Annotated in this window: 4 protein-coding genes and 1 pseudogene; 2 read left to right on the top strand and 3 right to left on the bottom strand. The window is 63.9% G+C overall.

Translation table 11 applies throughout. From position 1 onward, the window contains the following. Positions 1-127 (top strand): transposase (locus tag AC13EK_RS00005; protein WP_483021938.1); only part of this gene is annotated, 127 nt, incomplete at its 5' end. Positions 128-362: 235 nt separating this feature from the next. Beyond that, a complete protein-coding gene (gene thpR / locus AC13EK_RS00010) occupies positions 363-920 on the top strand; it encodes an RNA 2',3'-cyclic phosphodiesterase (RefSeq protein ID WP_069338273.1) in 558 nt (185 codons plus the stop codon). Between the two features lie 24 nt (positions 921-944). Here thpR and AC13EK_RS00015 read toward each other — a convergent pair whose 3' ends face one another. The 3 genes and pseudogenes from AC13EK_RS00015 to AC13EK_RS00025 all read right to left on the bottom strand — a co-directional run. Then, positions 945-1481: a superoxide dismutase family protein gene (locus AC13EK_RS00015; RefSeq protein ID WP_037522644.1), complete on the bottom strand. Its 537-nt coding sequence runs from the start codon at positions 1479-1481 to the stop codon at positions 945-947. A 499-nt stretch (positions 1482-1980) separates the two neighbouring features. Continuing rightward, entirely contained in the window at positions 1981-3057 is a 1077-nt protein-coding gene (locus AC13EK_RS00020; protein ID WP_159366679.1) for an OmpA family protein, read from the bottom strand. A 137-nt stretch (positions 3058-3194) separates the two neighbouring features. After that, a pseudogene (locus AC13EK_RS00025) lies at positions 3195-3332 on the bottom strand (IS5 family transposase); the annotation flags it as partial.

Consider the following 3332-nt stretch of genomic DNA (forward strand, 5'->3'; position numbering starts at 1 on the left):
GATCGAAAACATGTTCGGCAAGCTCAAGGACTGGCGGCGCATCCACACCCGATACGACCGTTGCGCACACACCTTCATGTCCGCCATCTGTATCGCCGCCGCCGTCATCTTCTGGCTCAATCAATGAGTCCTGAGCCTAGACCATCCTCCCCTGCAAGGGGAGGTGGCTGGCCGTAGGCCAGACGGAGGGGTATCCCCCTCTCGATAGCGTGACACCCCTCCACCACTTCGTGACCCCCGTCCCCTTGCAGGGGAGGAATTTACAGCCGCTCTTGGTCGTCAGCCGTCAAAGCGCGACGCCGACATTGCGACCATTCACCCCGCCCCTATCCGCAAGCCCCCTTTCTCCCTATCTACTCCTCATGCACCGCCTGTTCGTCGCCATCCGTCCGCCCGCCACGATCCGCAGCCAGCTTCTGGCCCAGATGGCCGGCGTTCCCGGCGCGCGCTGGCAGGATGATGGCCAGTTGCACCTGACCCTGCGTTTCATCGGGGAAGTGGATCGCCATCTGGCGGACGATATCGCCGATGCGCTCGCCGGCGTCCGCTTCCAGCCATTCGCCATCACGCTCGCCGGCACAGGCTATTTCGACCGGCGCGGCGTGGTCGACACCTTATGGGCCGGGGTGCAGCCGCGCGATCCGCTCGCCCATCTTCATGCCAAGGTGGATCGCGCCTGCACATCGGCCGGCATCGCGCCCGAAGCCCGCGCCTATCTGCCGCACATCACGCTCGCCCGCTTCAGCCGGCACGGCGGCGACATCGCGCCCTTCCTGGCGCTGCACGCCGGCCTTGCATCGCCCGCCTTCACCGTGGACGAATTCAGCCTCTATGAAAGCCGGCTCGGCCATGCCGGCTCCAGCTATCATGCGGTCGAAACCTATCGCGCAGACGGTCATCCCGGTGCCCGCGACGATTGACGCGGACGCCGGGGCAATCAGGCCTCAGCCGACGCTCAGCACGCCACAGGCAACGCGGCCGCCGGCATTACCGGTCGGGTCGCTCTTGTAGTCGTCGGCCTGCGCATGGATCACAATGGCCGCACCATCGGCATCCAGCAGCGGCGTCGCGCCGTCGCTGATCGTGCCGCCCGGCACCACATATTCGATCTCGCCGCTGCCGTCGGGCTTGGCCTGCATGTTGGGCATGTCGCCCATATGCATGCCCTGCGGATTATCCTTGCCGTGCTGATGGCTGGTCGGGTTCCAATGCCCCCCCGCGCTGGTGAAGTCCGGCCCCGTGCAGATGCCGGTAGTGTGGATATGCACCGCGTGGATGCCCGGCGTCAGCCCCTGCGCCTTGACCACGACATGCAGGCCATCGCCTGCCTGGGTCACCACGGCGGTGCCGCGCGCGCTGCCATCGCCAGCGGCCAGCTTGGCCTTGGCGGTCGGCGCGGCGGGCGCGCTCTGGCTGGTCGCGGCACAGGCCGTCACGGCAGCGAGCAAAGGCAGGGCAAGGAACAGGGCGGCGGTCTTCATGGCAAACTCCCGATCACGGAAACAACTGCGCGAACGCGGCAGACGCGTCTTTGTTGCCGATCCGATCCGGTTTGTCATGCCCCTCTGCATATCGTTCGCAATAAAAGCAGGGGAATAGCATGGCATCCGTCCTGACACCCCTCCTTCACCGCCCCAAAGGCGCCATCCGCAGGCAATAGCCTGAAACCACGATGCGTCACGTATCAGGCCGAAGCCCGGTAGCAATCCAGACCACAGCGTTATCGGCCTCGCCCCTGCAATTAGCTGGCCGGCCATGAGCGCAGACATGATCAACCGCCCATATGTCGATCGTCCACGCTGTCCGGCATCAAGGCACATGACACGCCGGCCAGATATCCGTTCAGCCCGGATCGCGGCAGGCCCCAGCACGTGACAGAGCAACGTGCGACAGGCCAGCGCGTGCAACGCAGGACAAGAAAAAGGGGCCGATCTTGCGATCGGCCCCTCTTCATATTCCATCCCGAAGGACGGAAAGTTCTTACTGACCCGAACCCGGACCGTAGCTGATTTCCACGCGACGGTTCTGGACTTCGCGAACGCCGTCCGCGGTGTCGACGCGCGGCTTCGATTCACCGAAGGCCTGGGTGGTCATCACGCCGTCAGGGATACCCTTCGAGGCGAGATAAGCCTTGGCAGCGTCAGCGCGACGCTGCGACAGACCAACGTTGTACGAGGCTGCACCCGAACGGTCAGCGTGACCGGCCAGCATGACCTGGGCGTTGCCGCAAGCGCTGTAGGCCGAAACCGCGTTGTCCAGAATGGTGGCGGCGTCAGGCGTGATGTCCGACTTGTCCCATTCGAAGAAGACAATGTACGGCCCAGGCGAGCATTCCGGCGCCGGCGGGGGCGGCGGAGGCGGCGGAGGCGGCGGCGGGGGCGGCGGGGGCGGCGGAGGCGGCGGAGCCGCTTCAACCGGAGCGCCGAAGTTGTAGGTCAGGCCGAGCAGCAGGCTGTGGGTACGCAACTTGCTGTCCACGCTCGAACCGGCGGGGCCACCAATGGTGGTGTAGGCCGGGATGAGCTTGATGTCGTCCTGGTTGAAGTAGCGATACTTCAGCGAGACGTCGAGGTTGTTGGTCACCGGGTAACGCACGCCGGCGATCGCCTGCCAGGCGAAACCGGTGTCGCTGTCGTTCACCAGGTCGTTGGCCAGCTTGCCACGCGACACGCCGACACCGCCGCCGACGAAGCCCTGCAGGCCATCATCGGGACCGAAGTCGAGCAGGCCGTTCAGCATGAACGAGAGAGCCGACGAAGCGCCGCCGAAGCCGCTCTTGTCGAGGTCGACCTTGGCGCGCTTGTAAGCGGCTTCGGCTTCGAGGCGGAAGCCACCGAAGTCGTAACCGATATTCGCGTCGAAATCATAACCCTTGTGGTGGTCAGCCGACACGGTGTTGCTGGCGGCGCCAGCATTACCGGGGGTGAAGGTGATGTCCTGATCTTCAACGATCATCACGCCGGCGTCGACGCCGACATACCAGCTGTTGTCGCGCGCCAAGGCCGGGGTGGCCAGGGCACTGGTCGCAAGCGCAGCCGCGAGGGCAAGCTTCCGCATTTGAATTCCCCTTTCAAAAGTGTCACGAAGGACTGCTGAAACCATGTATCGGCAAGAAGGTTTCATGGCAAGTCCACAATTCGTGAAACCGTTGCAAAAATAACGCAGTAGGGACATCCCCTAGGCTCGCCTCCAAGCTAGGTTTCGTGGACAAAGGGTATCCATTGCAGGGCTGAGACGAGATTGACGAAGCCGAGGTAGGACTCTTTGGTTTTGTCGTATCGAGTTGCGATACGCCGCCAGTTCTTGAGTTTGTTGAAGAGGCGTTCGACAAG

The sequence above is a fragment of the Sphingobium sp. L-44 genome, from assembly GCF_056859495.1.

What these genes read in the sequence shown, in the direction of transcription:
- thpR (WP_069338273.1), top strand. Translation starts at nt 363, where the DNA reads ATGCACCGCCTGTTCGTCGCCATCCGTCCGCCCGCCACGATCCGCAGC.
- AC13EK_RS00015 (WP_037522644.1), bottom strand. Translation starts at nt 1,481, where the DNA reads ATGAAGACCGCCGCCCTGTTCCTTGCCCTGCCTTTGCTCGCTGCCGTG.
- AC13EK_RS00020 (WP_159366679.1), bottom strand. Translation starts at nt 3,057, where the DNA reads ATGCGGAAGCTTGCCCTCGCGGCTGCGCTTGCGACCAGTGCCCTGGCC.